This is a genomic window from Streptomyces sp. NPDC059679, from assembly GCF_042734105.1.
Classification (GTDB): Bacteria; Actinomycetota; Actinomycetes; order Streptomycetales; family Streptomycetaceae; genus Streptomyces.
Genome location: NZ_JBHWES010000086.1, coordinates 1 through 15,966 on the forward strand (window position 1 = coordinate 1; position 15,966 = coordinate 15,966).

Consider the following 15,966-nt stretch of genomic DNA (forward strand, 5'->3'; position numbering starts at 1 on the left):
GGACAGGGACACGCCGACGTCACGGCGTGTCCCTGTCCCGTATCCACCACAAGCGTCCGGGCTGTGCGGTGAGAGGTCAGGCTGCCGCCCCGGCGCTCCGCCGGTCGGCAGCGGCCCAGGACGCGGCGGCGACCCCGCCGGCCACGGTGAGGACGGAGGGCCAGGCGCCGAGCTTCTTGGCGAGCGGATGCGACCCGGCGAAGGCCGCGACGTACAGCCCGCTGAGCACCGCCGCGGTCCCGGTCCCCGCCTTCTGCTGCCACCCTCGCGCGGCCACGACCCCGGCCGCAGCCAGCGCCACCCCGCCCAGCTGCCGCTTCTTGGTCCAGCGCGCGACCCCGTACCCGCCGACGAGCCCGCCCGCGGCCACCACACCTGCCGGGATTCCGGCCATGACCTCTTACCTCCACTGTGAGGGTTTCTCCTTCGTCGACCCTATGCCTGGCGGGGTGGCCGTACGCGCCGATGGGGTCATGATCGAGCACCGACTCTGCAACAGGGGTTTGGGGCCGGGCCGGCGGGGGTGGGCTATGCGCTCGGGGGCAGCGCGGCCCCGTGCTCCGCGGCCCACTCCGCGAAGCCGGTGACCCGCACCCCGAGCGCGCGGGCGTACCGCGGCGATGCGGGCTGCTCCACGAGGTTCAGCCGCTCGTGCCCGACGGCGAACTCCGGCATCCCGGCGGCCAGCGCCTCCTCCGCGGTCATGTCCGGGGCGGTCAGCTCGGTTCCACTGGCGCGGGAGAGCACGGCGGCGATCTCGGTCATGGTCAGCTCGTCGCCAGCGAGTTCCAGCTCCACGCCGTTGAACCGCTCGGGGTCGGTGAACGCGGCCGCCGCGGCGTTGCCGATGTCCTGGACGGCGATCAGCTTCAACACGGTGTCGGGCTTGATGAGGGACACCAGCCGGCGGCCGTCGGGGCTGAAGACGAAGCCGGGTACGAGGAAGTTCTCCATGAAGAAGGCCGGCTTGAGAAGCGTCCAGTACCGGAATCCCGCGTCACGCCCCCGGTCCTGGAGCGCGGCCTTGACCTCGTACACATGCTCCATGCCCTTCCAGCGCTCCTCGCCCCAGCCGGGCGTCTCGCGGTGCTGTCCGACGCCGGAGATGGAGGTGTACACGAAGTGTTCGACGCCCGCCTCGGCCGCCGCGTCGATCAGGTTGCTCCCGCACACCCACTCCGTATCGCCCAGCAGGTCGGCCAGGTCCGGCATCTGCACCGAGAAGACGCCGCGCGCCCCGTCCACGGCGCGCCGTACGGCGTGGCGATCGCGCAGATCGCCGGTGACGAGCTGCGCCCCGAGCGCCTGTACGGCGCGGGCCGGGGCGCTGTCGGGGTCACGGACGAGGGCGCGTACCGGCACGCCCTGCGCGAGCAGGGCCCGAGCGGTCGCGCCGCCCTGTTTTCCGGTGGCGCCGGTGACGAGTATGGGTGCGGTGGGCATGCCGCGGCCTCCCTAAATGGCGGGGTCCTCCGTTTGTCTGCCGGATACGATACGGAGGGGTCCGCCATTTATGCAAAGGTCAAAGCTCAAAGCTCTGAAGGTCAAGGTGACGACGTGCCCGACGTGTCCCACACTCAAGCCCACACCCAAGCCCGCCCCCAGCGCGCCGACGCCCGCCGCAACTACGCGCGCCTCCTCGCCGCCGCGGAGGCGGAGGTCGCCGTGCACGGCGCGGAGGTCTCCCTGGAACAGGTCGCCCGTACCGCCCAGGTGGGATCGGCGACCCTGCGCCGGCACTTCCCCAACCGGCAAGCCCTGCTGAGCGCGGTCTTCCAGCGGCGGATCGAAGCCCTGAGCGCCCTCGCCACGGACCTGGCCACGAAGGACGACCCTCGGACGGCGCTGCTGGAATGGCTGCGCGCCCTCGCGCACTACGTCGCCTCCGCACGCGGCATGGCGGCATCCCTGACCATCCCCGAATCCCCCGAAGACGCCGCACACTGCTTCACCTACCTCGCCACCGCGGCCGACCCGTTGGTCCGCCGCGCCGCGACCGCGGGCGCCGTACGGGCGGACGCGACCGCCGCCGACCTGCTGACCGTGGTCACCGGCATCGCCCTGGCGACGGAGCACCACCCCAACGGCGCGGCCGAGGTCGACAGGCTGCTGACGCTGGTCACGGAGGGGCTGAGCCCGCGCACGTAGACAGCCGGGGGAGGGCTGGAACCTCGGGTTAGAACCTCCCCACACCCCAGCTGAGCACGGCGTGATTCCCGCTCCCGCCGGAGAGCCTGGTGCCGAAGGCCCCGCCGCCATCCGTGTTGAAGCTGTTCATCCCGTTGTACGCGACGCCGAAGGTCAGCCGGGTCGCGTGACCGTCGCGCCAGCTCGCATCGCAGTTGTCGGCCGTGTACTCGACCGTGCCCGCGACCCCCTTGAGCGACCCCTCCCGCGACCGCGCCTCGAACACACCGTCCTGCCCCTTGCCGAGCGTCGCCGGAGGCCGGGCGACGAATTCCCCGGACCTCAGCCCGTAGTCGGTCCGCGTGAGCCGGCACCCCGTCGCATTGTGCATACGGACCCGAAGCCCGCGGCTCGTCTCGTCCCCCTCACCATCACCCCGTACCCCGCCAACGACAACGGCCTGCGCGGAAGCGGGGGCCAGCACACCGACCACCGCCCCCATCACCACGGCTGCGGCCCAACGCGTCAGTGTCCTCATGGCGGCCTTCTCCTCTCGGCACAGGTGCCACCACGATGCCCACCCCGACCGAACCGCCGCCGGACCGACACAGCCGCCTGCCCCGCATGGCGGTCATCCGAGTCATCCGAGCCCCCCGAGTCATCCGAGTCATCCGAGCCCCACGAGTCACCCGGCCGCGAAGCCCCGAAGCCCAGGCGCCACCTCCTTGCCCACGCCGCACGGCTTCGCCGAGGTCCTGGCCCGCCCTGGGGGGCGGGTGGTTCGGTGAGTGGTTCGGTGCGCAAGGAGACCTGCTTGAGTCCCAGGAGGATGAGGAAGGCCAGGGCGACGATGCCGCCGGCCGTGAGCATCACCTGGTCCAGGGCGTGGCCGAAGCCGTCCAGGAAGGGCCTGGCCAGGGCCGGGTCCAGGTGGGCGAGGAACGCGGTGTCGTTGACGTCGGGATGGCGCGCCTCGGCCAGATCGTGCGGGTGCTGGGCGGCCGCGTGCCGGAAGGCCGGTGAGGCGTCCGGCGGCGAAGGACGCGGCGGTCTGCCCCAGGGCGATCGGCTGGATGAGCAGCACGGCCAACCCGAGGGTGGCGACGGTGTAGCAGCCGACCGCGCGGCCGGACGCCCAGCCCCAGGCGTCGCCTGTCTCGCCACGCCCAAGCCACGCCACGCCGGCGCCCCCTCCCGCGATGAGTTCCTGGACCTGGTCCACGCCACTCCCGCGCTGCGCGACCACTTCATGCGCATGCAGCGCAACTGGGAGACCACCCTCGCCCACGCCATCGCCGAGGAATCCGGACTGCCCGGCGACGAGCTCCAGGCCCGCGCCCTGGCCTGCTTCGCCCTGGACATCGGCGCCCTGGCTCAGGAAAGCCCCGACCCCGCCCACGCGCTGCGCACCCTGTTCGCCCGACTCCGCAACGGCTGGACGGACTTCCCCCACCCGGGCCCTTGAACCCGGCACCAGCACCCGGCACCAGCACCCGGTTAACAAGCCCCGGCCCGCCCGGCGGACCGAGGAGCCGGTGCCCAGCCGTGTGGTGCGGCGTCACGCGCTCGCCCTCAGCGGGGCCGTAACCGCGCCGCGCATCCCACAGACCGGCGTGGTTCTGTCCGCGCGGGGCGGCCCTTCAGCCGCGGTGCCGGTTTCCGGCACGGGTCATCGACATCAGCGACTGGTGGGTTTCGAGGTCGGCGGCCACGACGAGGCCGCGGCCCGCGGGTCCGATCGGAGCGCCGTCGATTCCGGTGACTACGCAGCCGGCGGCCTGGCACAGAGCGATGCCGGCGGCGAAATGTACGCTCCCGGACAGGTCGCCGCCGTCGGTGACGTACGCGGCGCGTTTACCGGCGGCGACCCAGGCCAACGCGAGCGTCGTGGAGACGACCCGCGGCCGGAACCGTTCCACGAACCCGGGGTGGGCCAGCAGGTCCACCGTCCGGAACGCCGGCGCGCTGGGGAAAGGCGGGTCCAGGTTGACATCCACGAGTTGGGTGGCGGGCGTCGGCGCCAGCCGGGCATCGGCGCCGTCATGCCGTACCCAGGCGGTCTCACCGTCGGTGAAAAAGACCTCGCCGCTGAACGGGTCGGCCACCGCCGCCGCACCGCCGCGCAAAGCCACGTTGACGGCCACCAGCATGTTGCCGACGGCGTAGTTCAGCGTGCCGCACAAGGGGTCCACCAGCCACTGGCGAGCGGCCTCCGCAACACCCTGCTGCCCGCCCTCCTCGCCGAGCACAGCGTCATCGGGCCGAGCGGCACGGATGACGCCGAGGATCGACTTCTCGGCCTCGACATCGGCGGTGGTGGCGAAGTCCCCGGCGCCCTTGTCGATACGGGTGAGCCGCCGGCCGCACATGGTGCGCACGACCTCCGCACCAGCACGTACCGCGGCTATCGCAACCCCGGCATCGTCAAGAGCCCCAGATGAGTTGGTCACAGGGCGCAGGGTATCGGTGCCAACAGCTCGGACCATCGCCTGCCAGGCCGGTCCCGAACCTGCGCACAGGGATCGTCCCGGGAGGCGTGGCGAGCCCAGGCAGCCCAGCAGGCCACCGACCAGGCGCGAAACCGGCGGCAGTTCCGTTCTGGGCGCACTGGACTCACACCACAGCGGCGTTATGACCGACAACGCCGCGCACGCATGGGCTCAACGCCTCCCTGATCGGGATCTTCCGCGCTTGCGCCCCTGCCGACCGGGCGGACCGTGCGGCCCGCACCACGGGCGTGGGGTGCCCCGGGGGTGCGGGCTGGCGGCGGTACGCGATCGCAGGCACGGCTTGGAACGGCGATATCAGCCCGTCGTCATTCCCATCCGCCCTTCCAGCGCCTGCCGCATGACCACCGACCCCTGTTCCACGAACTCCGCGATCGGGGCGGCGAGGGTGTCGGGCAGGACATCGGTGTGCCAGACGAATCTGGTCCGGCCGCCGGCTTCGGCGAGCGCCTGCATCGACGCGTGGTGGTGGGCAGGGTGGAGGCTTCCGCCGACCACGGTGTAGGCGACGCGTCTGGCCTCGTGATCGAGGTCGACGAGTCGCTCATGGACGATCGTGCCGTCGGAGAAGGTGACCGTACGGGTGTCCGAGCTCAGGTGCGTGTCGGTGACGAAGCCGGGCGCGAGGCGTTCATGCACCGCGCCGTAGTCGCTGAGCACGTCCCAGACGGCGTCGGGCGTGGCGTCGACGACGAATTCCTTGTGAATGGAGGCCATGTGTGACTCCTACTCCTGGTCAGGCCGCGGAGATGCAGAAGGGGTGTCCTTCGGGGTCGGCGAGGACGGTCCACTGGCCGTCGCCGGGCTGGAAGCCGGGTTTGCTCGCGCCGAGGGCGATCAGCTCCTTCGCCGCGGCCTCGGGGTCGCTGACCTGGAAGTCGAGGTGGGCGTGCGGGGCGGAGCCGGGCCAGGCGGGCCCGCGGTAGTCGGCGACCCGCGAAAAGGTGAGCTGCAACGAGCCGTTGCCCAGACAGGCGTACTCGTCGTCGCTGTGGCTGATCTCCCAGCCGGTGAGATGGCGGTAGAACTCGGCGAGTTCCTTCGGGGCGGCGCAGTCGATGACGATCGCGGTGAGCTCCGCGTGGACGGTCATGCCGATGACTCCTCGGTGTCGTGGTTCGCCCGCCCAGCATCGGCGTGGAGTGTGCAGAGGGTCTTGAAGATCCTTGCGGAGCGACGGGCTCCCGGACTCTCCCCGGACTGATGTCGTACCCCCGACGTAGGGTCTGCGGCGTGTTGTCAGCCGTAACCCTTGCCGCCCGGACCGAGTTCGCTGTGGCCACGGTGGTTTGCCACTCCGACCACGCTCGGTGGTCGGCACCGGAGGCCCGCGACGGTCACCGCATGGTCCTCGTACGGCGTGGCAGGTTCCGGCGGTCGGCCGACGGATCAGACGCCGATCTGGACCCGACGGTCGGATACCTGGGCACCCCGGTCGAGGAGGAGCGCTTCGCACATCCCGCAGGCGGCGACACCTGCACCTCCCTCACCTTCACGCCCCGGCTCTGGGAAGGGCTCGCGGGCGGTAAGAGCGTCTACGTGGACGCGCGTATCGACCTTGCCCACCGACGCCTGCTCGCAGCCGCCGCCGGCGGCGACATCGACTACGCGCTGACGGAAGAACTGCTCCGCCTCGTCGCAGCGGCCGCCGGCAAACCGGCCGAGCGGCCGAAGCCTGCCGACCGTGCCCTGGTCGCGGCGGCCCGCGAGGCGATCACCGAGGAGGCTTCGCAATCGGCGGACCTGTGCTCACTGGCCCGACACCTCAAGGTCTCCCCCTACCGGCTGAGCCGCGTCTTCTCCCAGGAGATGGGGGTCTCGCTCACCCGCTACCGCAACCGCGTCCGCGTCGGCCTGGCCATGGACCGCCTCATCCAGGGCGAACCCAGCCTCGCCAACCTGGCCACCGACCTGGGCTTCGCCGACCAGGCCCACATGACCCGCACCATCCGCGAACACCTACAGCACACCCCGACCGCGCTCCGCCGACTCCTCGGCCCGGCATCCGCGCCGTACGGGGACGAAACCGCTTAGCGCTTGCTCAGGCCCCACATGAGCACGGCCTGAGCCCCGCTCCCGCCGGACAGCCGGGACTCGAAGGCCCCGCTGCCATCGACGGTGTACGTGTTCGTTCCCACGGGCGGGAGGTCGAAGTTGAGGGTGGCGGTGTGCTGGTTGCGCCGGCTCTCGTCGCAGTTGCTGGAGGCGTACTTCACGAACCCCTCCACACCGCTGAACGACGCTGCCCGGGACTGCGCCTTGAACCCGCCGTTCTGCCCCTTGGGGATGGCCGCAGTGGGCCCCGTGACGTATTCACCCCACGTCAGCCCGTAGCCGGTGAGCGTGAGCCGACACCCCGTCGCATTGTGAATACGAACCTCCAAACCGCGCAGCCGCATCTCCCCCTGGCCCTGCACCCCGCAGCCGCTGTCAGCCCGGACAGGCACCCCAACAGCGAGCACACTGACCACCACCCCCGCCACAAGAGCGGCCCTCCGACGCGTCGGTTTCTTCATTGCGGCCTCCTCCACGTGACACGGGTGGCCGCCAGAATGCCCACGCCCGCTCGAACCTCAGTGGAACGTCAGGGCTGCCCACGCCGCACAGCAGCGACGAAGTCCTCCCAGGCGCGATCCGAGAACGCGAGCACGGCCCGCCCCGGCTGTAATTGCCAAGAGTTGCGGATCGCTGGACTGTGACGTTCTGAGCTGAGCCGAGCTGAGCTGAGCTGCGATGTGGGGCTATGGCTACTGGCGGTTGGGCCGGGTCTGGACTAGCGGTCCGAGGGCGACCTGGCGCTGTCGAGCCGGCGATCAGGCCACGACCGGCTGTACTTCCCGGGCCGCCCGTGCGGCATAGGCGTCGCGGGCGTCCAGGACGGCATTGATGTTTTCCTCGGACCAGGCGCGGATCGCGTGCATCAGCGCGGTGACGCTCTCGCCCAGCTCGGTGGCCGAGTATTCGACCTTGGGCGGAATGGTCGGGTAGACCGTGCGGGTGACCAGGCCGTCCCGCTCCAGGGTACGCAGGGTCTGGGTGAGCATCTTCTGAGTGATGCCGTCCAGGCGGCGCCGCAGTTCGCCAAAGCGCATCGGGCCACCGGACAGTGCGCCCATGACCAGCATGGTCCACTTGTTGGCGAGTACGTCGAGGATCTGGCGCGAGGGGCAGGCAGCCAGATAGGCATCCGCGCCACCGTAGAAGCGCAGGTCGTCAGTAGTACCCATGAGGTACCTATATACCTTTGAAGTGCCTTCTGTTCAACAGGTACCGCCCTGCCGAGGATAGGGACATCACAAACGACTCTCCGAACAGGAGTGCATGACGATGCGCGCGATCACCCAGAAGACCTTCGGCGGCCCCGAGGTGCTGGACCTCGTCGACGACGCACCCAAGCCGACACCCGGACCGACGCAGGTGCTCGTCCGGGTCAGGGCGACCAGCGTCAACCCCGTGGAACTGTTCGTCCGCTCTGGCGCCTTCCCGTTGCTGGGCGAGCCGCCTTTCGTCCTGGGCTGGGACGTCTCCGGGGTGGTCGAGCAGGTCGATCCGGGTGTGCACCGGTTCCAGGTCGGCGACGAGGTCTATGGGATGCCGTACTTCCCGGGCCCGGCCGGTGCGAACGCCGAGTACCTGGTCGCTCCCGCACGGCAGTTGGCTCGCAAGCCCGCAGGGATCAGCCACGAGGAGGCCGCGGCGCTGCCGCTGGTCGGTCTGACAGCCTGGCACGCGCTGGTGGAGATCGCGCAGCTGCGGCCGGGGCAACGGGTACTGATCCACGGTGCGGGCGGCGGGCTCGGGCACGTCGCGGTGCAATTGGCCAAGCACCTCGGCGCGGAGGTGGTGGGCACGGCGAGCGCGGCCAAGCACGACTTCCTGCGCGGGTTGGGGGCGGATCAGCTGATCGACTACCGGACCCAGGACTACACCGAGGTGCTCCGGGACGCGCCGGTGGACGTGGTGTTGGAGACCCTGGGCGGCGGGAACGCCGAGCGTTCCCTCGGAGTGCTGCGGCAGGGCGGCGTGCTGGTGACGGCGGTGGAGCGGCTCAGCACCACCCTGCCGGAGCTGGCGGAGCAGTCCGGCGTACGCTTCGCGGCGGTCGGCGTGGAGCCGGACCCGGCCGGCCTGGAGGCACTGACCGAGCTGGTCGAGGCGGGGAGGCTTCGGGTGCACTTGCAGCAGGTGTTCCCGCTGGAGAAGTTGCCCGAGGCGCACGAGGTGCTGGCCGCCGGCAACGTGCAGGGCAAGCTTGCGATAACGGTCTGAAAGGATCGCGTGAGGTGTGATCAGGCAGCGGCGTCCTCCCGCGGCTCGGCAGGACGCCGTTGCCGAAGCGGGCGCCTGCACGGACCAAGGTCGGTGGCCTCATCGATGCGGCGCTCGTTCACCCGCGGCGCCTTCACCTCCACCGGCCCGGCCGCGGTGACCACGGTCCGCGGCTGCCGATAGCCGTTGCGGACCACCGGGCGGCGGCCGGCTCCGTCCGTCGCGGCCGCCATCTCGGCCACGCGCACTTGCTGACTTCGGCTCCAGGGCGGCGGCCGGCATCCGCCGAGCGCCCTCGCGCACGATCTCGTCGATCAGGGAGCCGGATTCGGCGGAGCCCTCGTCGGTGACCACGCTGAGCACGGGCGTGCCCTCCAGACCCGCGCTGCGACCGCGGGCCAACTCGGCCACCATCACAGGATCATTCGGGAAGGTACGCCCTCCGCGTCCCTCCCAGCGCTGATCCACAGGCATTGAGCATTGCCCGGACGCCCGATGAGGGCGGAAGAGCGCTGGGCCGGCCACGGCTCGGGGGACCCTCACGCCACACTGACCTCGTGACCGACAACGTCTTCGTGATCACCTCCGGCCTGCCTGGCAGCGGGAAGAGCACTCTCTCCCACGCCCTGGGCCACCGCCTGGGATGGCCGGTCATCGACAAGGACGCAATCCTGGAATCCCTCTTCGACTCCCTCGGCACCGGTGACCACACATGGCGGCACCGGCTCAGCCGCGTCGGCGACGACGTCCTCTTCACCATCGCTGCCCAAGCCAAACGAGCCGTACTCGACAACTGGTGGCACCACGACACCGCACCCGAGCGGCTGCGTCGACTCGACGCGCGCCTGATCGAGATCTTCTGCGACTGCGACCCGGCCCTCGCCGCCGAACGATTCCAGCGACGGACCCGCCACCCCGGCCACCTCGACCCGCAACTCACCCCCGAGCAAGTCGCCGAGCGTGTCGCCATGCTCCGCGCCACTTACCCGGGCCCTCTCCGCCTGGGCGGACCCTTGCTGACCATCGACACCAGTCAGCCGGTCGACATCACCGCGGTCGTCAAGGAGATCAACACCCTCCTCGAAGCCTGAGGAGACCGGTGATCAGCCAGGCGTGCCCAGGGCACGGCGACGCGAACCCCGCTCAGGCAGGGTCGACTTGCTCGCGACGCAGGGCCGCTACGAAGTTCCGCCAGGCGCGATCCGAGAACGCGAGCACGGCCCGCTCCGGCTCCTTCGAGTCCCGTATGGCAGCTCCGCCGCTCGCCAGCCCGGCCATCTCGACGCAGTTGCCTCCGCTTCCATTGCTGTAGCTGCTCTTCCGCCACTGGAGAGGCGATATATCGGTCATCAACAGAGTCCTTGTGCCGCTTGTCTGATCAGGTCACTCGACCGCTGAGGACTCAAGGACAGAGCACGTAGATTGTCAAACGCCTTGCCGTAGAGGGCGATCTCTTCCGGACTCTCCAGGTACACCGCGTCCGTCAGCCCGTCGCGGTACACCATGTCGGGATCCTCCTGATCCGGAAACCCCAAGATCGTGAATGCGGCAACAGCGGGGTAGCTGCCGGCGTCGAACGGCAGTACCTGGAGTGTGACGTTCTTCAGCTGCGCCACGTCCAGCATGCGCTCGAACTGCGCGCGCATGATCTCGGCGCTGCCGATGGTGTGCCGCAGCACGCTCTCGTGCACGATCGCCCACAGTTCGAGAGGCGCAGCGCTCGTCAGCAGGGCCTGCCGCTCCATCCGTACGGTGATCATGCGCTCAACATCATCAGGGTCCTGGCCAGGCGTGGCGAGGTGGAGTTCCCGTGCATAGTCGGCCGTCTGAAGCAGGCCGGGCACGAACTCGCACTCGTAGGTCCGCAGCCCGGATGCAGCCTGCTCCAGCCCGACGTAGACCGAAAACCATGAGGGCACGGCGTTGCCGTACGCGTGCCACCACCCCCGCGTCTTGGACTGTTTGGCGAGCTCTTTGAGGAGTTCGCGCAGTTCGCCGGACGTTCCGTAGAAGCGGCAGAGCGCATCGATGTCCGACGGCTGCACCCGGCCTTGGCCCGTCTCCAGGCGGTTGACCTTGGAACCGCTCCAGTCCAACTCCTTGCCCACCTGGTTGCAGGTGAGCTGGTGCTCCTCACGGAGCTTCTTCAGCTCGATGGCCAACCGGCGACGTCGGGCAGTGGGCGATCCAGGCACATGAACTCCTCGTGTGGAAAGGGACGTTCAGTCTTGTCGGGCGAGTGGGAACCGTCAGTCACCCATTCGAGCGAATCCCTTCGTGCACATTGCACGGCGAGATGTGCGATGCCATGCTCTCACACGGGGTAATCATTCGGACACCAAGCGATAGCTGCAGGTGGCCGCTGCAAGGCAACGCGACCGCGAGGGGTTGAGAGATGGCCATCGAGCACTGCATGCCGAGGAAGGCGTGGCACCTTCCCTTCCTGGCGGAACCTGGTGAAGTCGCCGCTCTCCGCCGCAGCATGCGGACGCACCTGACGTGCTGGGGCCTGCCCGATGTCATTGATGCGGCTCTGATCTGTGTCAGCGAGCTCGTCACGAACGTCATCGTCCACGTCGGCGCCGGCACGCCCACGACGATGGCCGTCTCCATGAACGGCACCTACCTGCGCATCGAGATCCACGACCCGGACCACAGCGCCTTGCCCACACTTCTGGGCGCGACGACCACGAACGAGTCCGGCCGAGGGCTGGCGCTGATCACGGCGGTAACGGACCGATGGGGTGTGATGCCGACCGACGCCGGCAAGACGACCTGGTGCGAGATCGCCACGGAACTGCGCGAGGCAGATGTCCACCTACAGGGGCCTCAAGTTGATCGTGCGGAGGCTCTGCTCACCCTCTACGGCCGGTCGGCATATCGCAGGGAATCCTCACCGCACGTCGGACACGCCATCGCGGAAGAGGCAGCAATCGCCCTGATCTCGGACCTTCTCCACTGGTTCCGCGCCCACGGCCAGGACCCGGACACGGCCCTGGACCGCGCTCAGCTGCACTTCGAAGCTGAGGTGGGACACTCGGGTGACGATTCGAGTCCGTACGTACCGGTGATCTGACCCCCTGTGGGGGCAGGCGTTTGCCCACGCCCGCATCCTCAGCCTGCGGCGGCCCGGAGCATCGGGCCGGCGTCATCGATCACCCCGTGCTTATGAAACTGAAGAGTGGCGCGGATGATGTCCTTCTTGAGGTGATCGCGCCCGTAGGCCGTGATCAGCATGTCGGCCGGCTGATCACGATGCTCCTTCTGGAGAGGCGAGAGAGGGTGCGCTCTCCAGGCATGGATACGGCCCGCTTACCCGCGCTGCACGGCTGCGACGAAGTTCCCCCAGGCGCGGGCGGAGAACGAGAGAACGGCCCGATCCGGCTCCTGAGAGTCCCGTACGGCGATGCCGCCCGGGAGAAGGGCTGCCTCGACGCATTCCGTCTGGCCTGCACCGCTGTACGACGACTTGAACCAGGCATCGTCTGCAACGGATACGGAAGCTTCGCGCATCAGCGCCGAGCGGGAGTCGTGCGAGCACGACAGCTCGTTCTCCACCGCAGGCAGCTCGTTGATCGAGATCCTGACGGGTCGGGCGGTGGAGTCCACGACGATGGCGACTCCTCCCTCGGCGTGATGGAGCGTCACGGTCGCAGGGTGGGCCTTCTCCATCTCGAAGGTGTACTCGACGCGTGCCGGTTCGGACATGGGGTGGACCCTTCCGGTCAGGGGCGATGCCGGTTGCTGGCACAGGAGTTGGTGTGTCGCGGCCGAACCACGGTAGCACTCCTTTCGAACATCGCGTCAACCTAGATTTGACGTGCCTGCCCATGTCAAATAGCCTCGATGGCTCATGGGCACGGGAACGGGGAGGTTCGGTGGGCGAGCTCGACTCCTTCGGCGCTTGGCTGGAGCGCCAACTACGGCGGAGCAGGGTCAATCAGGCGGAGTTGGCTGCGGCCTTGAACATGACCCGAGCCGGAGTTTCGGCGTGGGTCAACAACCGTGCCATGCCGAGAGCCGACAAGCTCAGGTTGATAGAGGAGTTCTTCGGTCTCCTGCCCGGGGCTGCTACATCTCTGCAGGACGCCGAAAGACGGGCTGTTGACCGTATCTGGTACCACCGACGTGCGCACCCGGACGGAGGGAGGGAGTTCGGTAACGCTGCCGCCTTCGCCTTCGAGGCGGATCTCGGTACGCTCGCCCGAGAGGCCACCCAGAACAGCCTGGATGAACGACTGGATCCCACGCGCCCAGTTCGCGTCCGCTACACGCTCCACGAGGTGAGCGGCGATCAACTGCGCGCGTTCAAGGGTCACCTGCAGTGGGATGCCCTCGAGCCGCACTTCCGGGCAGCGGCCCGCCACCGTCAGAAGGTAGGGCGAGTACTTGCCGAGGGACTGCGAGAACTCGATGAGAACGACAGCCTGTTGCTCCTACGGATCGACGACTACAACGCTGCTGGACTGACAGGACCGGAATACGACGACGGCAGGTTCTCGGCCGTCGTGCGGCGCCAGTTGGACAGTCACAAGACAACAGGTCGCGCCGGTGGGTCGTTTGGCCTGGGCAAGGCGACCCTGTGGGCCAACAGCCGCCTGGGTCTCGTCGTGATCAACAGCACACTCTCCGAGCCATACGAAGGTCATCTGGAACGGCGCATGATCGGGCGTCTGGATCTGCCGTGGAGACGGGTGGACGGTGAGCCATTCGCCGGCCCCGCATGGCTCGGAGAGCCGGACGAGACACCAGGTTTCAGGAGAGTGGCCCGGTCATGGTGGGCGGACGAGGAGACTGCCCGTGCCTTGTATTTGGAGCGCGAGAGCCAGGATCCGGGCACGTCCTTTTTGATCGTTGGCGCTCATGACATGGGCAGCGAAGGGGAACGAGGACGGTCAGATCTCGCGGACATGCACGCCAAGTTGATTGTGGCACTGGCCAACAACTTCTGGGCCGCCATGACGGGTGGAGAGAGCACGCCTCCACTGCTGCAAGCCTCGGTCGCGGCACGGCGCAACGGCGAGGTCGTGATACCAGAGCAGCGTGTTGACCCTAGCGAGCACTTTCCGGCTCAGGTCAGGGCCTTGAAGGCGTATCTGGACGGCGTCACCGTGGGAAAGCTCACTGCGGTAGATCAAGTGGCGCTCGCTCGCGTCCCTTTGTCGGTTCCTCCCTTGCGCGGCACGGGGGACAAGGCTGTGGAGCATCAGGCCGTGTTGCTGGTGACTCCTGCGGACGACATGGATCAGGAACACAGCAAGGTCGTCTACATGCGTGGCAGCCGGATGACGGTCATGACCCGTCGACCGCGGGAGATCCCTTTGGGGACCGACCCCTTCCAGGCCATCCTTCTCGCCGGCTATGCCACTGGCGAGGACGGGCCGGTGGTGGCGTCGGCGGAGGCGTTCCTGCGGGCATCCGAGCCGCCCGAGCACGACAAGTGGGACAGAACCGAAGAGCTTGCGGTTGCGTACGCTCGGGGTGCACTGACCCGTCCCAAGAAGTTCCGAGCCGATGTGGACGCTGCGCTGCGTGAAGTTGTCGGACGCCGTGAAGCAAGAGCCAACGGGGGACCGTCCGCACTGCGGGAACTTCTCCAGTTGGATACTGCGGCCGGGGCACGCCGCAGTGAGGGGTACCCGACCGTTCGCCATTTGGAGGGGGCGATCGAGGACACCGGGGCCTGGAGAGTGCACATCGAATTGCGCATTCCGCAGCGGGACGACCCTTGGTTGCTGACTCCCGTCGCCTGGTTCGATTCGCAGCAAGGCGGGGGAGCCACGATTACCTGGGCAGCACTCACTGCGGTCGAGAACTGTGAGGTCGAGGGGATGAATTTGCGGATTCAGCCTGGCGCACGCAGCGCGTCGTTTGCTGGCGTGACGGACGTGGGGAGTCACCTGGTCTCGGCCGACTGGGCGCGTCTCGCCGTGGACATCAGGCGGGCAAAGGGCGGGCGGATATGAAGACCTTGATGCCCTACCCCACGGTTGTCGGCGACATAGACGTGATAATCGAGAAGGTTGCGCTCGAGGGGCGGGATCTTTCCTATTCGATGATCTCCCGAACCGAACACGTCGTTGCCTTGCACCAGGTCGAGCGGGCCGAGTGGGAGGAGGCAAGGATCGAGGTGCGCGTCTCGCTGCCGGAGCGTGAGATCGAGACGGGCCCGTGGACCGACGTCGGCTGTGTTGCCGTACTCACCGAAGGGGCGACCAACACCCGACTGGCGCGTCCGCTGTACAAGAAGCCGGATGGGGTATGGGTCGGCAGCGTCCCTGTGTCGCGCACGCTGCATCGTGCCCGCGCCTCCCTCATGGTGAGTGTTGTTGCCACCGTCGGAGGTGTGGTCGGCCGAGTGATCGGTACCGCTGACACGGTGTGGACGATCGACCTCTCCGCTCGTGTTCCTGAGCGCAAGAAGGAACTGAACATCGTCGAGATCGACTTCCGGGACGGTACCGAGGAGTGGTTGGTCAGGTTCAAGGACTCTCCATGGCTGGTGGAGACGAGTGGTGAGATGCCGACTGTCTATCTCAACACCGGGTTCGAAGGTCTCGCGCCACTGCTCAATGGCGCGGGGAGCGAGATGGAGAGAGGCGCGCGAGGATTGGTGGTGTCCCAAATCGCTGACGAGGCATGGACGGCCATGTTCCATGCGGCTGTGAGCGATCTTGAGATCGATGGCGACGGAACTCCCCAAATCCCGTCGGGATGGCGCGAAGCGGTGTTGCGTCACATGCTGCCGGACGTGATGCCCGGAGCCTCGTTGGCCGATGCCTTGCTTGAGGTGCATGAGCGCCGCACGGACGATCAGGGGTGGTCGGAGTTGCAGACCTATATTCATCAGGCAGCAGCCAAGCGCGCCCGCATTCCGAAGCATCTCAGAACTGCCATTCGCGCACTTGATCGAGCGGAGGTAGCAGACCGGTGAGCCGGACTTCCCCTGCACTTCCAGAAGTTCTTGCCCTACTGCCCACCCCCGCGGCTACGCAGTATTTGACACGTGGCGTGCTCACTGGCCAAGAGAATCCGCCCAGGGTCGCACTTCAGCGTGTCAGCA

Annotated in this window: 21 protein-coding genes; 8 read left to right on the plus strand and 13 right to left on the minus strand. The window is 68.3% G+C overall.

All coding sequences use genetic code 11. The features are described 5' to 3' along the window. Positions 1 to 76 precede the first annotated feature (76 nt). Both ACFV2X_RS48940 and ACFV2X_RS48945 read right to left on the minus strand, forming a co-directional pair. Positions 77 to 394 (minus strand): hypothetical protein, encoded by a 318-nt coding sequence (locus ACFV2X_RS48940; protein ID WP_385629233.1) that lies wholly within the window; start codon positions 392 to 394, stop codon positions 77 to 79. Positions 395 to 528: 134 nt separating this feature from the next. Beyond that, positions 529 to 1,443 carry an NmrA/HSCARG family protein gene (locus ACFV2X_RS48945; RefSeq protein WP_385629235.1) on the minus strand — a complete coding sequence of 305 codons (915 nt, stop codon included), beginning with the start codon at positions 1,441 to 1,443 and terminating at the stop codon, positions 529 to 531. Positions 1,444 to 1,557: 114 nt separating this feature from the next. Between ACFV2X_RS48945 and ACFV2X_RS48950 the strand changes: the two genes are divergently transcribed. Continuing rightward, positions 1,558 to 2,148 carry a TetR/AcrR family transcriptional regulator gene (locus ACFV2X_RS48950; protein ID WP_385629238.1) on the plus strand — a complete coding sequence of 197 codons (591 nt, stop codon included), beginning with the start codon at positions 1,558 to 1,560 and terminating at the stop codon, positions 2,146 to 2,148. A 28-nt stretch (positions 2,149 to 2,176) separates the two neighbouring features. On the opposite strand, the gene ACFV2X_RS48955 is transcribed toward ACFV2X_RS48950, so the two are convergent. Beyond that, a complete protein-coding gene (locus tag ACFV2X_RS48955; RefSeq protein ID WP_385629240.1) occupies positions 2,177 to 2,665 on the minus strand; it encodes a hypothetical protein in 489 nt (162 codons plus the stop codon). A gap of 414 nt (positions 2,666 to 3,079) precedes the next feature. On the opposite strand from ACFV2X_RS48955, the gene ACFV2X_RS48960 reads away from it, so the two are divergent. Continuing rightward, positions 3,080 to 3,592 (plus strand): hypothetical protein, encoded by a 513-nt coding sequence (locus ACFV2X_RS48960; RefSeq protein ID WP_385629242.1) that lies wholly within the window; start codon positions 3,080 to 3,082, stop codon positions 3,590 to 3,592. 175 nt (positions 3,593 to 3,767) lie between these two features. On the opposite strand, the gene ACFV2X_RS48965 is transcribed toward ACFV2X_RS48960, so the two are convergent. The 3 genes from ACFV2X_RS48965 to ACFV2X_RS48975 form a co-directional block, all read right to left on the minus strand. Next, positions 3,768 to 4,577: an inositol monophosphatase family protein gene (locus ACFV2X_RS48965; protein WP_385629244.1), complete on the minus strand. Its 810-nt coding sequence runs from the start codon at positions 4,575 to 4,577 to the stop codon at positions 3,768 to 3,770. Between the two features lie 354 nt (positions 4,578 to 4,931). Then, on the minus strand, positions 4,932 to 5,351 hold the full coding sequence (locus ACFV2X_RS48970; protein WP_385629246.1) for an SRPBCC family protein: 420 nt from the start codon (positions 5,349 to 5,351) through the stop codon (positions 4,932 to 4,934). 19 nt (positions 5,352 to 5,370) lie between these two features. Next, positions 5,371 to 5,727 carry a VOC family protein gene (locus ACFV2X_RS48975; protein ID WP_385629247.1) on the minus strand — a complete coding sequence of 119 codons (357 nt, stop codon included), beginning with the start codon at positions 5,725 to 5,727 and terminating at the stop codon, positions 5,371 to 5,373. Positions 5,728 to 5,867: 140 nt separating this feature from the next. Between ACFV2X_RS48975 and ACFV2X_RS48980 the strand changes: the two genes are divergently transcribed. After that, positions 5,868 to 6,668 (plus strand): helix-turn-helix domain-containing protein, encoded by an 801-nt coding sequence (locus tag ACFV2X_RS48980; RefSeq protein ID WP_385629250.1) that lies wholly within the window; start codon positions 5,868 to 5,870, stop codon positions 6,666 to 6,668. On the opposite strand, the gene ACFV2X_RS48985 is transcribed toward ACFV2X_RS48980, so the two are convergent. Both ACFV2X_RS48985 and ACFV2X_RS48990 read right to left on the minus strand, forming a co-directional pair. Beyond that, the gene (locus ACFV2X_RS48985) at positions 6,665 to 7,150 is read right to left on the minus strand and encodes a hypothetical protein (protein WP_385629253.1); all 486 of its coding nucleotides are present in this window, start codon (positions 7,148 to 7,150) and stop codon (positions 6,665 to 6,667) included. The two genes, ACFV2X_RS48980 and ACFV2X_RS48985, sit on opposite strands and share 4 nt — an antisense overlap. Positions 7,151 to 7,447: 297 nt before the next feature. Continuing rightward, positions 7,448 to 7,861 carry a winged helix-turn-helix transcriptional regulator gene (locus ACFV2X_RS48990; RefSeq protein WP_385629256.1) on the minus strand — a complete coding sequence of 138 codons (414 nt, stop codon included), beginning with the start codon at positions 7,859 to 7,861 and terminating at the stop codon, positions 7,448 to 7,450. A gap of 100 nt (positions 7,862 to 7,961) precedes the next feature. Here ACFV2X_RS48990 and ACFV2X_RS48995 point away from each other — a divergent pair, with 100 nt between their 5' ends. Next, a complete protein-coding gene (locus tag ACFV2X_RS48995; protein ID WP_385629259.1) occupies positions 7,962 to 8,903 on the plus strand; it encodes an NADP-dependent oxidoreductase in 942 nt (313 codons plus the stop codon). Between the two features lie 20 nt (positions 8,904 to 8,923). Here ACFV2X_RS48995 and ACFV2X_RS49000 read toward each other — a convergent pair whose 3' ends face one another. Beyond that, on the minus strand, positions 8,924 to 9,145 hold the full coding sequence (locus ACFV2X_RS49000; protein ID WP_385629261.1) for a hypothetical protein: 222 nt from the start codon (positions 9,143 to 9,145) through the stop codon (positions 8,924 to 8,926). A 315-nt stretch (positions 9,146 to 9,460) separates the two neighbouring features. Here ACFV2X_RS49000 and ACFV2X_RS49005 point away from each other — a divergent pair, with 315 nt between their 5' ends. Next, entirely contained in the window at positions 9,461 to 9,994 is a 534-nt protein-coding gene (locus ACFV2X_RS49005; RefSeq protein ID WP_385629263.1) for an AAA family ATPase, read from the plus strand. Positions 9,995 to 10,046: 52 nt separating this feature from the next. On the opposite strand, the gene ACFV2X_RS49010 is transcribed toward ACFV2X_RS49005, so the two are convergent. Further along, the gene (locus ACFV2X_RS49010) at positions 10,047 to 10,253 is read right to left on the minus strand and encodes a DUF397 domain-containing protein (protein ID WP_385629265.1); all 207 of its coding nucleotides are present in this window, start codon (positions 10,251 to 10,253) and stop codon (positions 10,047 to 10,049) included. Then, complete coding sequence (locus ACFV2X_RS49015; RefSeq protein ID WP_385629268.1) at positions 10,253 to 11,065, minus strand: helix-turn-helix domain-containing protein; 813 nt, start codon at positions 11,063 to 11,065, stop codon at positions 10,253 to 10,255. Before ACFV2X_RS49015 ends, ACFV2X_RS49010 begins: the two co-directional genes overlap by 1 nt. Positions 11,066 to 11,298: 233 nt before the next feature. Here ACFV2X_RS49015 and ACFV2X_RS49020 point away from each other — a divergent pair, with 233 nt between their 5' ends. Beyond that, positions 11,299 to 11,979: an ATP-binding protein gene (locus ACFV2X_RS49020; RefSeq protein WP_385629271.1), complete on the plus strand. Its 681-nt coding sequence runs from the start codon at positions 11,299 to 11,301 to the stop codon at positions 11,977 to 11,979. 38 nt (positions 11,980 to 12,017) lie between these two features. On the opposite strand, the gene ACFV2X_RS49025 is transcribed toward ACFV2X_RS49020, so the two are convergent. Next, the gene (locus ACFV2X_RS49025; RefSeq protein ID WP_385629273.1) at positions 12,018 to 12,140 is read right to left on the minus strand and encodes a hypothetical protein; all 123 of its coding nucleotides are present in this window, start codon (positions 12,138 to 12,140) and stop codon (positions 12,018 to 12,020) included. Between the two features lie 75 nt (positions 12,141 to 12,215). Continuing rightward, on the minus strand, positions 12,216 to 12,611 hold the full coding sequence (locus ACFV2X_RS49030; protein WP_385629276.1) for a DUF397 domain-containing protein: 396 nt from the start codon (positions 12,609 to 12,611) through the stop codon (positions 12,216 to 12,218). A 170-nt stretch (positions 12,612 to 12,781) separates the two neighbouring features. Between ACFV2X_RS49030 and ACFV2X_RS49035 the strand changes: the two genes are divergently transcribed. Together ACFV2X_RS49035 and ACFV2X_RS49040 are read left to right on the plus strand one after the other, a co-directional pair. Continuing rightward, on the plus strand, positions 12,782 to 14,869 hold the full coding sequence (locus ACFV2X_RS49035) for a helix-turn-helix domain-containing protein (RefSeq protein WP_385629279.1): 2,088 nt from the start codon (positions 12,782 to 12,784) through the stop codon (positions 14,867 to 14,869). Next, positions 14,866 to 15,837, plus strand: coding sequence for a hypothetical protein (locus tag ACFV2X_RS49040; RefSeq protein WP_385629281.1), 972 nt, complete (start codon positions 14,866 to 14,868; stop codon positions 15,835 to 15,837). The genes ACFV2X_RS49035 and ACFV2X_RS49040 overlap by 4 nt, the downstream gene beginning before the upstream one ends. Positions 15,838 to 15,966: the final 129 nt, after the last annotated feature.

What these genes read in the sequence shown, in the direction of transcription:
- ACFV2X_RS48945 (WP_385629235.1), bottom strand. Translation starts at nt 1,443, where the DNA reads ATGCCCACCGCACCCATACTCGTCACCGGCGCCACCGGAAAACAGGGC.
- ACFV2X_RS48940 (WP_385629233.1), bottom strand. Translation starts at nt 394, where the DNA reads ATGGCCGGAATCCCGGCAGGTGTGGTGGCCGCGGGCGGGCTCGTCGGC.
- ACFV2X_RS48970 (WP_385629246.1), bottom strand. Translation starts at nt 5,351, where the DNA reads ATGGCCTCCATTCACAAGGAATTCGTCGTCGACGCCACGCCCGACGCC.
- ACFV2X_RS48995 (WP_385629259.1), top strand. Translation starts at nt 7,962, where the DNA reads ATGCGCGCGATCACCCAGAAGACCTTCGGCGGCCCCGAGGTGCTGGAC.
- ACFV2X_RS49040 (WP_385629281.1), top strand. Translation starts at nt 14,866, where the DNA reads ATGAAGACCTTGATGCCCTACCCCACGGTTGTCGGCGACATAGACGTG.
- ACFV2X_RS48990 (WP_385629256.1), bottom strand. Translation starts at nt 7,861, where the DNA reads ATGGGTACTACTGACGACCTGCGCTTCTACGGTGGCGCGGATGCCTAT.
- ACFV2X_RS49030 (WP_385629276.1), bottom strand. Translation starts at nt 12,611, where the DNA reads ATGTCCGAACCGGCACGCGTCGAGTACACCTTCGAGATGGAGAAGGCC.
- ACFV2X_RS48985 (WP_385629253.1), bottom strand. Translation starts at nt 7,150, where the DNA reads ATGAAGAAACCGACGCGTCGGAGGGCCGCTCTTGTGGCGGGGGTGGTG.
- ACFV2X_RS48975 (WP_385629247.1), bottom strand. Translation starts at nt 5,727, where the DNA reads ATGACCGTCCACGCGGAGCTCACCGCGATCGTCATCGACTGCGCCGCC.
- ACFV2X_RS48955 (WP_385629240.1), bottom strand. Translation starts at nt 2,665, where the DNA reads ATGAGGACACTGACGCGTTGGGCCGCAGCCGTGGTGATGGGGGCGGTG.
- ACFV2X_RS49020 (WP_385629271.1), top strand. Translation starts at nt 11,299, where the DNA reads ATGGCCATCGAGCACTGCATGCCGAGGAAGGCGTGGCACCTTCCCTTC.
- ACFV2X_RS49010 (WP_385629265.1), bottom strand. Translation starts at nt 10,253, where the DNA reads ATGACCGATATATCGCCTCTCCAGTGGCGGAAGAGCAGCTACAGCAAT.
- ACFV2X_RS49025 (WP_385629273.1), bottom strand. Translation starts at nt 12,140, where the DNA reads ATGCTGATCACGGCCTACGGGCGCGATCACCTCAAGAAGGACATCATC.